This is a genomic window from Pseudomonas sp. SA233, from assembly GCF_054792385.1.
In genome coordinates this window covers 2,686,147-2,700,867 of the sequence record NZ_CP096449.1, presented here as the reverse complement: position 1 = coordinate 2,700,867, position 14,721 = coordinate 2,686,147, and the positions used below count along the sequence as shown (strand labels likewise).

Below are 14,721 nucleotides of genomic sequence, written 5' to 3'. Positions count from 1 at the left end.
GATTGGGGCCGCGTTAACCTCCCGGCGCCGGCCACCACCCCGGGAACATCTGCTGCACCCGGGGTTCGGCGAAGCGCTCGTCGATCAAGACCAGAACGCCACGGTCCTGGTCGCCCCGGATGACCCGGCCTGCCGCCTGGATAACCTTGCGCACGCCCGGGTAGAGATAGGCGTAATCGAACCCCGCACCAAACTGCCGCCCCAGGCGCTGCTTGAACTGCTCGTTGACCGGGTTGACCTGGGGTAGCCCGAGGGTGGCGACAAACGCTCCGATCAGCCGTGTGCCCGGCAAGTCCACCCCCTCCCCGAATGCACCACCCAGCACCGCAAAGCCCACCCCACGGCCATCCGCCACAAAGCGATCGAGAAAGCCCTGGCGGGCCGCTTCGTCCATGCCTGGTTCCTGAACCCACATGGGTATCTGCGCATGTCGCTCGGCCAGCAGCCCGGCCACCTGTTGCAGGTACTCGAAACTGCTGAAAAATGCCAGGTAGTTGCCCGGCATGCGCTCGTACTGCCTGGCAATCAGCTCGACGATCGGCGCCAGCGAAGCCTGGCGTTGCTGGTAGCGGGTGGATACCTGGCTGGCAATGCGCACTTCCAGCTGTTCGGCGCGAAACGGCGCGGCCACTTCCAGCCAGGCAGTATCAGCCGGCATGCCCAGCAGGTCGCTGTAAAAATGCCGTGGGCTCAGGGTTGCAGAGAACAGCGTCACGCTGCGCGCCGCCTGCATGCGTGGGCCCAACAGGCGCGCCGGGGTGACATTGCGCAGGCACAGGGTGGCCAACCGCCGCTTGCGTGGCCCCTGGCGCTGGCTGATGTCGAACAGGAAGTGCTCGTCGAACAGCTCGGCAACCCGGCTGAACTGCAACGCCTGGTAGAAGAACTGCAGCACCTGCGGGTCCATTTGCGCAGGCGTCTGGTTCATCTGTTCCTGGATCAGCCCGATGCATTGCTGCAGGGCACGCAGTAAAGCATCTGGCAGCGACTCGCTGGCCTGGTACGGCGCGCGCTGCTCCTTGTAGAGGGCGTTCCACTGCCGGTTCAGCCGGTCCAGCGCACTGACCAGCCCAGGCGGTTTGCTCTGGCGCAGGGCCTGCAACTGCCCCTGGTCGAGGCTGGCGCTGTACATGCCGCGGCCGCGCTCGACCAGGTTGTGCGCCTCGTCCACCAGCACCGCGACCTGCCACTGGTTGGCCTGGGTCAGGCCGAACAACAAGGCATGGGCATCGAAGTAGTAGTTGTAATCCGCCACCAGCACGTCTACCCAGCGCGCCATCTCCTGGCCCAGGTAATACGGGCATACCTGGTGCGCCAAGGCCACTTCGCGCAGCTGGGCGCGGTCAAGCATGGGCAACGCTGCCGCCGCAGCGCGCGCGGCCGGCAGGCGGTCGTAAAAGCCTGCGGCCAAGGGGCAGGATTCGCCATGGCAGGCCTTGTCGGGGTGCTCGCAGGCTTTGTCGCGGGCGATCAGCTCCAGCGTGCGCAAGGCCGGCTGCGGCGTGGCATCGGTGATCTGGCGCATGGCATCCAGGGCCAGGGCCCGGCCCGGGGTCTTGGCGGTGAGAAAGAACAGCTTGTCCAGCTGCTGCGGCACCATGGCCTTGAGCAGGGGGAACAAGGTACCGAGGGTCTTGCCAATTCCGGTACTGGCCTGGGCCATCAGGCAGCGGCCAGTGCTTACCGCCTTGTACAGGGTTTCCGCCAGTTGTCGCTGGCCCTGGCGGAACGCCGGATAGGGGAAGCCCAGCGCTTGCAGGCCCTGGTTACGCTCGGCCAGGCGCTGCTCCTGCCCTTGTGCCCAAGCCAGAAAGCGTTGGCACTGGGTTTCGAAGAAGGCCTGCAGTTCGGCTGCCGTGCAGTGTTCACTGATCAGCGTCTGGCCATCGCTGTCCACATCCAGGTACACCAGCGCCACCTCGATGCTCGGCAGTTGCCGAGCCTGGCACATCAACCAGCCATAGACCTTGGCCTGCGCCCAGTGCAACTGACGATGGTTGGCCGGCTGGCGCGACAGGTCGCCACGGTGAGTCTTGATCTCTTCCAGGCGGTTGCAGGTGGGGTCGTAACCGTCGGCGCGGCCACGTACTTTCAAGGTTTCGAACTGGCCTTCGAGGGTAATTTCCGACTCATAGCCCGCAGCGCGTCGCGCCACCACCCGACGGTGCCCCTCGATCCCCTCCTGAGCGGTGGGTGATGGGGTGAAGCGCAGGTCCAGGTCGCCGACCTTGGCGCTGAACTCGCACAAGGCCCGTACCGCCACGCTATAGCTCAAGGCGTTTCGCTCCAGCGTACATGGCACACCGCGACAGGCAAACCGTGCGCCCGGCAGAACTCCAGCCAGCGCAGCTGGTTGTCCTGCAGGCGGTCGCCGGGCCCCTTGACCTCGACCATGCGGTAGCGGCCTTGCCCGGGCCAGAACTGGATCAGGTCGGGCATGCCGGCGCGGTTGTTTCGGATGTCCTGCAGCAGGCGCAGGAAGCACTGTTTCAAATGGGCCGCCGGCAGGCAGGCCAAGGCTTGTTCAAGTAATTCTTCACTGAGCACGGACCAGAACACGAACGGCGACTGCAGCCCTTGCTTGGCGGCGTAGCAATCCAGAATCGCCCGGTGATGGCTGCCATCGTCGAGCCGCCCCAGGCAATGTTCGAACAGAGCACTGCGGCGTTGCTGGAAGTCGCCGTCGTGCAGGTCCTGCGGGGCGGCCTGAAACGGGTTGAAGAAGGCGCCGGGCACCGGGGCGAAGACCGCCTCCCAGCACAGCAGGCCGAACAGGCTGTTGAACAGCGTGTTCTCCACGTAATGCACCGGCCCACCGGCTTCGGCCAGGTACTGGCGTACCGCCTCCTCCACGCCCAGCGCTGCCTGTTCCCGGGGCAGCTCCAGCTCGATCAGCTCCAGCGGCGCGACACGCTGGCGCCGCTGTGGCGGGCCACCGAGCTTGCGTGCCAGGCGTGGCAACATGCGTTCCAGCGCCTGCACTTCCAGGGCGTTGGCCGGTGCCGCGGCCAGTTGCAGCGCCAGCGCATGGGCTTGGTGCCACTGCTCGCTGCGCTCCAGCACCCGCACCTGGCGGATGCGCGCCTGGGCGTGGCTGCACTGCGTGTACACAGCCATGGCCTGCGCCCAGTCGCCCAGACGCTCGCATTGCTGGCCCAAGGCGAATTGCAGGCGCGCATGGCGCCGGGCCAGCCATGGGTTGTCGCTGTGCAGGTCCTGCATGGCTGCCAGGATCGACAGCGGGTCGTCGCCTTGCTCAAGGCGCTCGGCGCAACGGTGCAATGCCATGGCCAGGTCGACTTCGGCACGTTGTTGAAGGGCACGCGAATCGGGGCTGAACGGCACCTGTTCGTAGCGCAACAAGCCAAGGTCGGCGAGGACGAAGTCCGACCAGTCCTGGTACAGGTTGCCGAAGAACAGCAGGCGCATGCGGTCGCACAAGGGTTGCAGGCACCAATGGAGGATGCGCATGCCACTGTCCGGGAACCACTCGGCCAGTGACCGGCCTTGCAGGCCCAAGGGTTGTAGTTGTGCAAGCAGGTCATGCTTGGCGGCGCGAGGGCGGCTCAGCTGCGGGGCAAAACAACGGGCAAGTTCGTCCTTGCGCAACAGGGCGAACAGTTGCTCCAGTTCCAGTTGCGCGGGCTCCCGTACCCAGCCGAGGGCCAGCAACGGCTGCAGGGCCTGCCCGGTATCGCCGATTTCGGCATAGTCGAGGCGGTCGCTGCGAAACAGCTCGCCCTTGCGCATGACCATGCGCACCATCAGGGCCTGCGCCGGGGCGTCCAGTTGGCTGAAGGTGTGGATGAAAGCGAGTTCCTGATCGTCGAGCAGGTCTTCGTAGCGCTGTTCTACCCACAGCAGCACCTGGCGGAAATTGTGCAGGTAGTAGAACGGGTCGTCTACGGAATGGGCGATCACGGGCTGGGGTCAGGCGGCTGGAAGGGATACTGGTTATACATACAGACCAGTAAGCCTGGCAAGTGCCGTGGGTCAGTTCGGTGGCGCTGTCTGTGGAGCGGCCTTGTGTCGTGATGGGCTGCGCAGCAGCCCCGGCGAACTGGCCCGCACGGCGGCGGTGTCGGCCTGTGCGAATACGTGCAGAACATTGCCCTGTTCGACTACATCCCGGTGTCGGCCTCATAACAGCACAAGGCTTCTCCTACAAAGGATGCGTCAGGCTAGCGATATCTGTTCTTTGCGCACAGCACCGCCCGACATCCCCCGACGGCTCAAGGTGTAACCCCGGCGGGCCGGCCACATCGCAGTTCCAGCACCTGGGCCAGGCGCTCTACCGCCTGTTGCAGCTCCCCCGGGTGATCACCCAGCCACGCCATCGCCAGGCACTGCTGGTAGCGCCCCTGCAAGCTGAACTGCTCGCCCGGCATTGCATGCAGCGCTGAACCCGCCAACGACGCGGCAATATCCGCCCATGGCAGTGGCTGGCGAAAGCGCACCCACAGGGTCCGACCGCCCTCCGGCGTTTCCAATGCCACCCGCTGGCCGAACTGCAGCTGCAGCTCACGCGCCAGGCATTGCATACGCTTTTGCAGGTCCGTACGTAGCCGCACCAGTTGCGTCTCGAGCTCGCCTTTGCCCAACATGTGCGCCAGCGCTTGCAGGCGAAGCGGTGCAAGCCGAAACGCACGCTCCGTGAAAGCCTTGGCCAGCCCGGCATCATGGCCCAGCAAGTAGGCATAGGGCGCCTCGCTCCCCACTGCGGCATCGAACGCCCCCATCACCAATAGCCAGCGGGGGTCGACCCAATCGCGCAGGCGCATATTCGGCGGCCCGCTGTAACAATGCTCACTGTCCAGGTCGTTTTCCAGCACCCATACAGAGTGCTGCCCAAGCATCTGGCCAAGCTGCTGCTGATAGTGCGGTGATACCAGCCGCCCCTGCGGCATGCCAAGGCACGACGGCATCACGAGCATGCACACCGGCTCGCTATCCAGTAGCCAGGCCAGGGCGCGCAGGTCCGGGTTGCCGCAGGTATCCAGTGGTACCTCCAACACTCGCATGCCGGCGCGGGCCAACGCGCGCAGTACCTGCCAGCAACAGGGCGAGTGCACCACCACGGTTCCTCCTTGCACGGCCAACGCCGCCAGCAAGGTCTCCAGCAACGCCTGCACATCCGGAGCCAACTGAACGTCATCGGCACGCCAGTACCGGTTGGAGGAACGGGTATAGCGTTCTGCGACGGCATTGCGCAGGCGGGCGCTGCCGGGCGCGTCCCAAGGGGCACCATTGTGCGTGCGCTGACGTGCCAGGCGCCGTTCGTGGCTGAGCAGGGTTCGCTCCAGCATCGGCTGTGCCGGCAGGGGTGCCTGCAGAGGCATGGCCGCGGCAGCATCCTTGGCAGCGCCCTGTACGTAATAGCCGGACCTGGGCAGGCATTGCACGCGGCCCTCCTCTTCCAGCAGGCTGTAGGCACTCTGTACGGTGGCCAATGACACCCGCAACCGCCGGGCCAACTCGCGCAACGACGGCAAACGGCAGGGGCCACTTCGTGGAGCCTGGTCGATCAAGGCTTCCAGGTAGCGATAGACCTTGCGATAGGCGAACTCTCCGGCGCCCGATTGCTCCATCAAGGCGGCCCCGCATGACCACGCCGCCGCCCCGCTGCCCGCCGCGGAAGCAACCTCAGCTGTAGATCGCGACGGGCCAGATGGCTCATCAGGCGCCAGGAGGCCAGCGGCAGGCCCCCGCCATAGATCAACCTGAGTTGCCCCAGCGGCAGGCCGCTGGTGTTCACCAGCCAGTTTTTCACCGCTTCAGGGCAGGGTTTACCCTGCAAGGCCCGATGCAGATATGGCAGCGCCACCAGCATGTCGGCATGCCAGCACTGCAGAAAACGCTCCAGGTTCTTCCCCTGCCTGGCAAACGGGCTGAACAGCAGGCACACCTGTTGGATCTGGTTGATGCCGTATGCCCTGCCGAACTGCAGTTGATGCACATCGCGCCGCTTGTTGGCGCCCGGCTGGCCAGCCAGCCGCAATGCCGGGCGACTTGCCTGCGGTTCGAGACTGCGCGCGTGCAGTTGCTGCAACTGCGCCGGGGCCAACGGCTCGACGAAGGCGCCCAATGGCCGGGCGTCCTGGCCCCCCTCGAAGCGGCAACCGAGCATGAGGTCAAGCTGCTGTTCTTCGAGCAACGGCGGCAGCAGGTCGTCAATGGCAATCAACCGCACCGGCGTATTCTGCGGCACCGCCCCCGCGGCCGGTTCCGCCAAGGCGCTCGATGGGCCCCCGATGCTGCCGTGCAGGCGACTGAGCCCCTGTGCCAGCGTCGCCAGGCACTGGTGCACCGCATGCGAACCCCGCTCCCCTGCCAGGCGCAAGCTGCGCCGTGCCCAGGCAAGGTACCGGCGGCGCTGGCACGCCGGGATGGCGGTGATCAATACATCCGCAGGGGTATGGGCCTGCAGCGCAAAGCCCACCGCGGCCGCCAACTCCAGGTGCAGGCGACTCCCTAGCAGCGCTTCGGGGCTGGCGTCGACCAGGTGACCGAACATCAGCATGGCGTCCCTCGCCAACAGCCAGCTCTCGGGCACGGCAGGGGCATGCCGGCTGAACGGCACTACTTCACGCCCCTTGATCATCTGCAGTTGCACCCGCGGGTCATCCTGCAAGAACAGCGCATTGAAGCCGCGTTCATGGCATTCGAGCGTGGCACTGTCAGCTACGGGCAGGCTCACTACCAGCACCCGCAGCTGGAAGGTTACCGGCGCACGCAGGGCGATACTCAGTTGTGCGGCACGCAGCATCGCCAGCAGCCGGGCGCTGCGGTGATCGTTGCCTTGCAGCACCAGCAAGCGGTAGGTGCCGATGTATTCTGGCCCGCCTGCAGCAACCAGCAGCCGTTGTATCAACAACTGCAAGGAAGCACGCTGCGCCTGTGACATATGACTGAGCAAGCGCTCGAGTACTTGCTGGTAGATATAGTGCATTGCCTGGTCGTGAATAGCAGTCACGAAATCACCTCATCAACTTCATGCAGCCAGCGCACGTTAATCAGAGAACCTGAACATCAACATGCCCTGAACTTTTCCAGAAGAAATTTCCTACAACTAATTGGAAGTAATGACGTAACCAGTCACTGTCGCCAAGACATCGAGAAAAACGCATCATAGCGACGCCCCGCCGCTGCCATACACCGCCCTGGCCTGGGCATAGCCATGCTCATTCCACGCTCCTTGCGCAAACTATCATTGAGCCATTATCGAGGGATGCAAGGCGAATAGAAGATACAGATCAGGGTAAAAAAACCATTCAGAAGAGGTGAGAAAACACATTGACCGCGAGGGAATAACAATTCAAGGCAAAATGCTTGGCGGGATATTTCGACCAACCTCCGAGTGATAGCTTAAATATAATCCGCATCTCTTTTTATTGTAGGAAATTTCCTTTTTTGAACATCAATCATGATGTACCAGGCACAAAAAACCCGGGACTCTGCCCGGGCTTCCTGATGACGCAGACCGCTGTCAGTGTTGCGCCATGTCCAGCACCACGCGCCCGCCGCATGGGCATTGGTCCATGTAGCGATGCGCCTCGACCACCTGCTCGAACGGGTAAACCTTGATGATCTGCGGTGTCAGCAACTGGTCGGCAGTGAACTGGTTGATATCGCGCAAGGCGCGCTGCAGCGCCACCTGGTCCTGGCTGATACCCAGCTCCGGCTTGCCGGTGAAGTTGCCGATGCAGTGCACATAGAACTGGATGTTCTTCTGGAACGCCGCGCAAGCCGGGAATGGCGTCTGATTCCCGCCTTGCAGGCCATACAGCACCAGGCTGCCGCGCGGTGCCAGTACATCGCCGAGCAGCGACATCTGCGGCCCACCCATGCCATCCAGGACCATGTCCACACCGCGGCCATCGGTGTACTTGCCAACCTGCAGCAGCAGGTCCTGCTCTTCGGTGACAATAACCTTGTCGGCGCCCAGGCCCAGCAGGTACTCACGCTGTTCCGGCTCCTTGGTGGCGGCAAACACCTTCAGCCCCAGGGCCTTGCCCAGTTGCACGAAGGCAGGGCCCGCGCAGTGGCTGGCATCGGTGACCAGCGCCGACTGCCCGGCTTTCGCCCGGGCCAGGTCGACGTAGGCAAAATACGCGATCAGCAGCGGCGTGTAGTGCACGCTTGCCTCGATCGGGGTAAGCACATCCGGATAACGGGTAATGGCCGAACGCGGCAGCACGATGACATCGCCATACACCGGGTGGTCGTTGGCACTGGTGGCCGGGAAGCTGGCAACCCGGTCACCCACCGCAATATCCTCGACCCCTTCACCGACCGCGGTCACCACCCCGGCCATCTCGTGGCCGATCCCCGCCGGCAGGCGCGCCTGGGACGGTGCCAGGTTCTGGCGCCAGAGCACGTCATACCAGCTGACGCCAACCGCCTCGACGCGGATTTGCACCTCGTCGGCAGCAGGTGACGGTTCGGCCTGCTCCTCGCAACGGAGCACATCGGCAGCGCCGAACTTGTGGAAACGGATCATGCGGGACATCGCATACCTCGCCTTTGTGAACCTCTAATTACCACGGACTTTATCCGGGCTTTGCCGGTTAGACCATCAGTGGTCATTAATAGTCGACATGCCTGTCATCGATTGGGCACCTGACTTTCCCTGCGATTGGTCCCCCTAAACCCGTGCAGGGTACCAGCCTTTGGCCTTAAGATTCACCTCTGCCCCACTTCAGGCGAAGCTCACCGATGAATCGAAACGACCTGCGTCGTGTAGACCTCAACCTGCTGATCGTGTTCGAAACGCTGATGCACGAACGCAGCGTGACCCGTGCCGCGGAAAAACTGTTCCTCGGCCAGCCCGCCATCAGCGCGGCGCTGTCACGCCTGCGCAACCTGTTCGACGACCCGCTGTTCGTGCGTACCGGCCGCAGCATGGAGCCCTCGGCCCGGGCCCACGAGATCTTCGCCCTGCTGTCCCCGGCGCTGGACTCGATTTCCACCGCCGTCAGCCGCGCCGCCGAATTCGACCCGGCCACCAGCAATGCGGTGTTCCGCATCGGCCTGTCGGACGACGCCGAATTCGCTCTGCTGCCGCAGTTGCTCAAGCGCATTCGCGCCGAAGCGCCGGGTATCGTGCTGGTGGTGCGCCGGGTCAATTACCTGCTGATGCCGACGCTGCTGGCCTCGGGCGAGATCTCGGTGGGGGTCAGCTACACCAGCGAGCTGCCAGCCAACGCCAAGCGCAAGGTGCTGCGCCGCAGCATGCCGAAACTGCTGCGCGCCGACAGCGTGCCCGGCGCTATCACCCTGGACGACTTCTGCGCGCGGCCGCATGCGCTGGTGTCGTTTGCCGGGGACCTGTCGGGGTTCATCGACGAGGCGCTGGAAGAGATTGGCCGCAAGCGCCATGTGGTGCTGGCGGTGCCGCAGTTCAACGGGCTGGGGAGCTTGCTGGCGGGCACCGATATTGTCGCTACGGTGCCGGACTACACGGCGGATGCGTTGACCGCGGCGGGTGGGTTGCGGGCCGAGGATCTGCCGCTGGACGTGCGCAGTTTCGAGCTGCACATGGCCTGGCGCGGGGCGCAGGACAATGACCCGGCGGAGCGGTGGTTGCGGTCGCGGATACAGATGTTCTTCGGGGATCCCGATAGCCTGTGACCGAATTCCATTAAGCCAAAAAAACCTATACATAACAAAACATAACTGACTTCGACATCCATAACCACCCATCGATTTCCAGTGATTTTCGCAGGCCGTGGGGGCACAATTGAAGTCAACCCGTTACTTTTAAAAGCGATGCCTCATTTGCCGCCTCCCGATAAGCCCCATCATTCCAGGCGATAACTCAGTGACGCCTACCTCCGCGCGTTGACTGACCCCGGCTAGAGCGCGCTGCGTTTGCGATTAAACTTTATACTTTGGACACATGAAAGGTTTTTAAATCAGGGAATGTTATGGATCTATTTTTGGCGTAGGAAATAAATCCGTACCGACGGCCCCATCACAGGGGGCAGGATGGTAATTAGGACGCTAGCATTGACTTTCATGCCCCCATCGCCCCTTGTGTTGTGAGGGTGAGTTTTGATGACATTCTCGACTGCTAGGGCCGGCCAAATCAATGCCACCAAGCACTACATAGACTTACTGCCTCTTGTTTCTTTTGGTTGAAATTTTCGTGCGCAACACTTTATAACTTTCAAAAACCCACATAATTATTGCAGAAACAATAACAACCAAGCATCCCCACTTTAATACACCTAGATACAGCTTTAGCTCATCGATAAATTGCCCCCAAGAATTCTCAACAGCACCTTCCAACAGATTGAAGTGAGGGGCTATTTCTTTTTCCAAAGCAAGAATCAAGCTCATCTCGTTGGTGAAGCTTTCTCTATCGCGCCCCCTTAACTGGAGAATAGCGCGCCTGGCTTCGCTCAGCTTATACGAGTATCTGTCATAGATATACTGAGGTAGATCATCGAGTGATTCGCTTAATTTATCTAGTCGGTAATTTGAATACTGCGCTTCGATTGAGCCCCACGTTTCTTTTTTCCGAAGAAGCTTTTGAATTTCATCAGATGCAGGATCGATAGCGATTTGCCCACCAAAATATGAGCCCAAAGAATAGCCACTGATTGCGCCCAAGATCGTGCCAAACACCCGCTGCCTCTTGCTCTTGCCGGTAACTCTATTAAGCACTCTAATTAGCGTTTTATTTTTTGCCAGCGTATCGATATTGAGTCCAATACTTGCACCGCTAATCATCACCAGTGCGGGATCAATCCCAACATCAAACCCAGCGCCAGGAACTAAAGGGTAGCTTGACGACAATCGCTGGGTTACAGGGCTGTATTGAACGAAACGAGAATCATCAACACGATATTGAAGGGCTGTTGGCTTGTCGGCCGTATACACCTCAAGATGTTGCATTATCTGGACTTCTACGGAGGGAGGGGGGTTATGGGATGAATTCCAATAGCCGATCCCAAAAAATACAGTGAACGCCAGCAAGTAAAACAGCGCAAAAACACGCATAGACACCTCCTCTTTAATTGCAACACTCAGGGGATAGCAACAGTTGCCTTGTCATGTTATTGAGAAGCACTGTGATGATGTTAAAAATTTCACGCCCTCGAAGCAGCGCAGTCTGAGGGGCAGATTTCACTAAACGCCCCTAGATTCAGAGCGTAGCTAAATACGAAGCTTTTCACAGCTCATCAGGAAAATCGCATCTGAGGCTTTAAGAATTCATGCCGTTATAGCAAATAGCCTTCAGCAGATCGTCTGGGTGATACCGGCATGGGCTCGATGGCGGCGACCTGGTTTTATGCTGTGCTCCGTCACACTTTGACACCCGACTGGAATACCCCAATGGTTTGTCTATATTCAATCTGAGTTTCAGCCGTCTGCATTGATCGAAGGACGGGCCATCGAGAAGTAGCTCATCGGACATCTACCGCTTCAGGGGATGCAGCTATGTTCACGCGATCGGCCTCAGCACGAAAATGGATTGAGCTATGCCTTCGGCCTGGTCGAAACCTACTTTTCACAGGCGGCTTGTTGACCGCCGTCCTCGCCTCTCCCGCACAGTCGCAAACCACAGCCCCCCATGTTCAAGGGAACGCCTGCAGCATCCACCCAACCCAATTCGAAGTAGGAAAACAATCGCTTGAAGACGCTCGCAAGGCGTATCCGGCTGCTGCACTTGCTCCGCAATCGATGTCGGGATGGGAAAAGCTATCGGGCGTGATTGAAGAGAATGCACCAAGGGATGAAGGCGCCGGAGGATTGAGCGCAGAGGGGGTCAAGCTGTACAGACGCAACAAAGATTGCTTCCCCACCGAACCGCGAAACCTTTTCAGTGAAGTAGACAAAGTCATTGTCGGCGACGATATGTCCCCTCGCCCCATCGACTATAGCGATTCTCATGGCGTCCCGGAGCATGCACGCCAGGCCATCAAGGGTCAGAACACCTGGATGCTTTGGGGCGAGGGAAACGAGGCGTTCTGGGGTTGGTTGCAACAAAATGGATACGGTATCGCCGACTTCCTGATCTTGCTGGATTCGAGAAAGCGTGACTCACGGTTTGCTGACGCCGGTTTGATGAATCAGCCTGGAATGATCAAGCGTGAAACACCCATAGTCGGACTTGGCCTTTATCTCGATCAGGCTGATGGCGATAAAGTCAAGATGATCGCCCCAAAGGACGATATCGATGCTGAAACCCAAAAGCCTGTCACCCCCAAAAGGCCGCCGGCCAGGCATCAACAATATGGCTATCCGGAGTTCTTTGAAGTCGGCAACAAAGACGCCTACAAAAAGATCATCGACCAGCTCGCCAATGACGGTGTCGATCCACTGATCTATGGCTACCCTTCCGGCGTGGTCGGTTTGCGGCTTATGCCCAATCCGGACTTTTTCGGCAGCTCGGTTGCCGCCGAAAAAGCTCGCAACCGTTGGGATGAGCAGGTCGTCAGAGACCATGGTGCTGGGTACTATTCGACTGAGAATGACAACAAAATAAGTGCCGACCCACAGCTCGTACGCCCATTCCGGGTCGCCATGGCCTGCTCATTCTGCCATGTCGGACCGCACCCGCTCGCACCTCCCGCGGATGCCGAAAATCCGGCCTGGGGCAACATGTCGAGCACCATTGGTAACCAGTACTGGAGGCCGGAAAGGGCGTTCTCGAATCTCAGGCAAGATAAAAGTTTTCTCTGGCAGTTTGTCGCAAGCCAGCAGCCGGGCACAATTGATACCTCGCTCATCAGCACTGACCATATCAACAACCCCAACACCATCAATGCAATCTTCGAGGTCAACGCCCGACTGGCCCGCGCCGGGTTGAATCCGCCCGAAGCGCAGAACCAGGCCAATCTGTTACAACGTGGTATTGAGGACAAACCGGATTACACGACGAATCCACGCCACACGCCGCGTGTCCTCCTCGATGGCTCGGATAGCATCGGCGTCGAAGGTGCGCTCTCGCGGGTCTATCTGAATATCGGTGCTTACTCCGAACAGTGGAATCGCCTGCACAATCCGGTTATCGGGTTTAAACCGCAGCGCCCTTTCGAATTGGCGACGGTCAAAAGCAAATCGGTCTACTGGCAGGCAACCGAACAATACCGCATCCCTCAGCTCGAGAGCTTTTTTACCTACGTCTCAAAAACCGGCGCCAGCGTGACGCAGCCGATGAAGCTGAAGTCCACTGCTGAGGGACATGCTCGCATCACAAGAAATGAGAAGGACGCAAAAGATGGCCGCGCTGTATTCCTAGAAAACTGCGCTGTTTGCCACTCCAGTAAGCAGCCGCCCGACCAGCAGTTTGGATTTTCGCGTGAATGGCGCCTCGCCCAGGCTGGAAAGCTACCCACGCTGACAATGCCTATGGACTTTGCTGAGTGGGAAGCTTTCAAACACAGTGACCAGTACCTCGATTATGTCGGTAGCCTTGTGGCCTACGAGCAAAGTGAGTTGGCCCAAGGTCGTGACTTATTCGAGGACAACTACCTCTCCACCGACATCCGGGTGCCCATTACGTTGGTCGGAACCAACTCCCAACGCGCAGTCGCGACCAACGCTATGCGTGGCCAGGTCTGGGACAACTTCTCTTCGGAAGCCTACAAGGCATTACCTGCCGTAGGTGAAGTCCGCTTCTTCAACCCCTTCAAATCGGCGGCAGGTGTAGATGAATGGGGCAACAATGACAGCTATACCCCTCCGCCCGGCGGCCCGGGTTACTATCGGCCGGCTTCATTGGTGGGTATTTGGGCCACTGCTCCGTTCCTTCACAACAACGCCCTGGGAATCTTCAACAATGATCCCACGGTCGAGGGGCGTCTGGTGGCGTTTGATGATGCCTTCGACAGACTGCTTAACAAAAACAAACGCGAAGTCGCCTACCATCATCCCAATGATTTGCGCACGGCCATGGATTTTCGCCAGCGGTTCCGAGATGACGCCGATGTCGCTAGCAAACCCGGGTTCAGCGATTCGGGCCTGATCTACCGGACCACGGTGCGGTCCGAGATCGATTTTCGTGAACCCTTTATCCGCCCGTTATTGAACGGCGTGCTGGGTGAGACGACCACCTCCTTCATCACGTTGTACTTGTGGCTGGCCCTGGCGGCGATCTCCCTGATCCTGGTGTTCATCGGGCGGGCGCGCCTGGCCACCGGCGCCCTCATCCTGCTGACGACTGTGACCGCTGTGCTGCTGCGCATCACCGGTGTAGACAGCATTTATCCATGGCTTTGGGCGATTCCGGCAGTGGCTTTGTTCGCCGCCTTCGGGTTCTTGTTGCGTCCACGCTCGGTCCTGGCGCCACGACTGTTATTCGGTGCCAGCACAGTTGTCTTCCTGGCGATCGGCCTGTTGGCCAATGCATTCGTCAAAGGTCAGATCAGTCCCATCGAAATTCGCCCTATCCCCAAGGGTACGCCGGTGAACCTGATCATGAACATGAATCCGGAAGCGCCGGTGCTGGATCTGGTCAGGGCGATATCGGGACTCACACGCGCTCTGTTGCGCGTGCGCAAGGACAACCTGCTAGATGACGATTCACCTGCCGGTCACTTCCAGGCGCTTGCGGCCTTCCAGGAAGAAGCCGGTCCGGCGCTGCTGACAGTCAGCAAGTGCCCGGACTTCGTAGCCGACCGCGGCCACTGGTTCGGTGAATACCTCACGGACGACCAGAAGAAGCAACTGAAGGCTTTCCTCGAAACATTCTGATGTGTTGCGTTGGTTAAT

At 60.3% G+C, this 14,721-nt stretch carries 8 protein-coding genes; 2 read left to right on the top strand and 6 right to left on the bottom strand.

Features of this window, described 5'->3' with window-relative positions:
* Positions 1 to 13: 13 nt before the first annotated feature.
* From M1D87_RS12575 to M1D87_RS12555, 5 genes are all read right to left on the bottom strand, one after another.
* Complete coding sequence (locus M1D87_RS12575) at positions 14 to 2,275, bottom strand: ATP-dependent DNA helicase (RefSeq protein ID WP_123083703.1); 2,262 nt, start codon at positions 2,273 to 2,275, stop codon at positions 14 to 16.
* Positions 2,272 to 3,921, bottom strand: a complete 1,650-nt coding sequence (locus M1D87_RS12570) for a VRR-NUC domain-containing protein (protein WP_085719895.1) — start codon at positions 3,919 to 3,921, stop codon at positions 2,272 to 2,274. The genes M1D87_RS12575 and M1D87_RS12570 overlap by 4 nt, the downstream gene beginning before the upstream one ends.
* 311 nt (positions 3,922 to 4,232) lie before the next feature.
* Entirely contained in the window at positions 4,233 to 5,588 is a 1,356-nt protein-coding gene (locus M1D87_RS12565) for an aminotransferase class I/II-fold pyridoxal phosphate-dependent enzyme (RefSeq protein ID WP_123083704.1), read from the bottom strand.
* Positions 5,588 to 6,973, bottom strand: a complete 1,386-nt coding sequence (locus M1D87_RS12560) for a hypothetical protein (protein ID WP_421091539.1) — start codon at positions 6,971 to 6,973, stop codon at positions 5,588 to 5,590. The genes M1D87_RS12565 and M1D87_RS12560 overlap by 1 nt, the downstream gene beginning before the upstream one ends.
* Before the next feature lie 513 nt (positions 6,974 to 7,486).
* Complete coding sequence (locus tag M1D87_RS12555; RefSeq protein ID WP_421091540.1) at positions 7,487 to 8,509, bottom strand: zinc-dependent alcohol dehydrogenase family protein; 1,023 nt, start codon at positions 8,507 to 8,509, stop codon at positions 7,487 to 7,489.
* A gap of 206 nt (positions 8,510 to 8,715) precedes the next feature.
* On the opposite strand from M1D87_RS12555, the gene M1D87_RS12550 reads away from it, so the two are divergent.
* Positions 8,716 to 9,630 carry a LysR family transcriptional regulator gene (locus tag M1D87_RS12550; RefSeq protein ID WP_013972367.1) on the top strand — a complete coding sequence of 305 codons (915 nt, stop codon included), beginning with the start codon at positions 8,716 to 8,718 and terminating at the stop codon, positions 9,628 to 9,630.
* A 483-nt stretch (positions 9,631 to 10,113) separates the two neighbouring features.
* On the opposite strand, the gene M1D87_RS12545 is transcribed toward M1D87_RS12550, so the two are convergent.
* The gene (locus M1D87_RS12545; RefSeq protein WP_421091541.1) at positions 10,114 to 11,004 is read right to left on the bottom strand and encodes a hypothetical protein; all 891 of its coding nucleotides are present in this window, start codon (positions 11,002 to 11,004) and stop codon (positions 10,114 to 10,116) included.
* Between the two features lie 525 nt (positions 11,005 to 11,529).
* On the opposite strand from M1D87_RS12545, the gene M1D87_RS12540 reads away from it, so the two are divergent.
* Positions 11,530 to 14,703, top strand: a complete 3,174-nt coding sequence (locus M1D87_RS12540) for a hypothetical protein (protein ID WP_409280369.1) — start codon at positions 11,530 to 11,532, stop codon at positions 14,701 to 14,703.
* The last annotated feature ends 18 nt before the right edge of the window (positions 14,704 to 14,721 follow it).

Bases quoted from the DNA above. Each gene is read 5' to 3' on its own strand.
- M1D87_RS12565 (WP_123083704.1), bottom strand. From the start codon at position 5,588: ATGGAGCAATCGGGCGCCGGAGAGTTCGCCTATCGCAAGGTCTATCGC.
- M1D87_RS12555 (WP_421091540.1), bottom strand. From the start codon at position 8,509: ATGTCCCGCATGATCCGTTTCCACAAGTTCGGCGCTGCCGATGTGCTC.
- M1D87_RS12550 (WP_013972367.1), top strand. From the start codon at position 8,716: ATGAATCGAAACGACCTGCGTCGTGTAGACCTCAACCTGCTGATCGTG.
- M1D87_RS12545 (WP_421091541.1), bottom strand. From the start codon at position 11,004: ATGCGTGTTTTTGCGCTGTTTTACTTGCTGGCGTTCACTGTATTTTTT.